The sequence below is a fragment of the Bacteroides sp. AF29-11 genome, from assembly GCF_003602895.1.
Classification (GTDB): domain Bacteria; phylum Bacteroidota; class Bacteroidia; order Bacteroidales; family Bacteroidaceae; genus Bacteroides; species Bacteroides uniformis.
Genome location: NZ_QTLY01000023.1, coordinates 3,203 through 4,325, shown reverse-complemented (window position 1 = coordinate 4,325; position 1,123 = coordinate 3,203). Strand labels below are relative to the sequence as shown.

Annotated in this window: 3 protein-coding genes; all 3 read right to left on the bottom strand. The window is 42.3% G+C overall.

What is annotated here, in order from left to right; genetic code table 11:
- Positions 1–147: 147 nt before the first annotated feature.
- Genes DWZ03_RS19790 through DWZ03_RS19780 form a run of 3 tightly spaced genes read right to left on the bottom strand, consistent with a single transcriptional unit; the run spans position 148 to position 879 of the window.
- A complete protein-coding gene (locus DWZ03_RS19790) occupies positions 148–345 on the bottom strand; it encodes a hypothetical protein (protein ID WP_005683054.1) in 198 nt (65 codons plus the stop codon).
- Between the two features lie 10 nt (positions 346–355).
- Positions 356–631 carry a type II toxin-antitoxin system YoeB family toxin gene (locus DWZ03_RS19785; RefSeq protein ID WP_004327436.1) on the bottom strand — a complete coding sequence of 92 codons (276 nt, stop codon included), beginning with the start codon at positions 629–631 and terminating at the stop codon, positions 356–358.
- Positions 628–879, bottom strand: a complete 252-nt coding sequence (locus tag DWZ03_RS19780; protein ID WP_004295507.1) for a hypothetical protein — start codon at positions 877–879, stop codon at positions 628–630. The genes DWZ03_RS19785 and DWZ03_RS19780 overlap by 4 nt, the downstream gene beginning before the upstream one ends.
- Positions 880–1,123 lie beyond the last annotated feature (244 nt).

The following is a 1,123-nucleotide window of genomic DNA, read 5'->3' as shown; positions in this document are numbered from 1 at the left end:
AAGAATTGTCCGACAAGGACACTTCTTGCTATATATACACATACCGCATTGGAATACATCCACACTAACCGCCCGGCAAAAAAGCCCCGGCGTGTTAGAAAATCCCCCACAGCCTAACAAAATCTACCCCATTTCTACCCAAGGGGATTACACGCCGCAGAAGTCATCCGGGAACATGTCTTCCAGTTCGTCCAAATCAATGGCTTCTTCTTCGGACACCTCCACCCATTCAACGTTTTCTTTCCCTCTTATCGCACATGAGTACATCTCGGCGGCGGCAAGGTTAGAGAACACCTCGTGCATAGGCTCGCCGTTCTCTAACCAGTAAACACAATATTCGACCATAACAGTTTTATCATTTATCGTTGTAATGCCCCTCTACCTCCAAAATGTAGACCTCTACCACTTCCTCGTAAATGTCATAGATTATCCGGTCATGGGCGGTAATGTGTCGAGACCATGTAATATCCCCACCGCCCCTTAACGCTTCGGGATGCCCAAGCCCAGTCTTAGGGTGCTCTAACAATTCTTTGTAGATTTTCTTATACTTCTTGAACAAATTGGGGTTTGATTTCTTCCATTTGGCAATCACCTTATCCACCCCGTCGGAAACCCTAATTGTGTACATCATAGACTGTCGAAATAAGCATCAATATCCTCACTGCTTTTGAGGGTAACACACTTTCCGGATTTGATTTCTTCCCTTGCCTTGTCAATCCTTGCTTGCAGTTCCGGGGTTATCATCAAATCTTCACGACCAACTTTTACCAAAGCGTAAATCTCGTTTTTCCTGCGAATTAGTACCTGCTCGCCATTGTCAGCTTTGGTGAAAGACGCTGCGAGGTTGTTACGGTATTCTCTTACTGATAATGCTTCCATATCTGTTTGCTTTTAAATTCAGTACAAAGATAGCTATATTTCAATAAAATACAAACTTTTTGTACACAAATGTGTACACGCCATAAAAAGCCGTTCACAGTCCTACCGCCCGTTGGTTGGTTTTGCTTTGCTTTTTTTCCCTATTGTTTTTCTTTTTCCGACAGTAAATCAACCACTTATCCGTAAAAAATCAATGACTTGTTATAAAGCATAACTTGTTTATATGCTTATCAGCTTTTTTTTT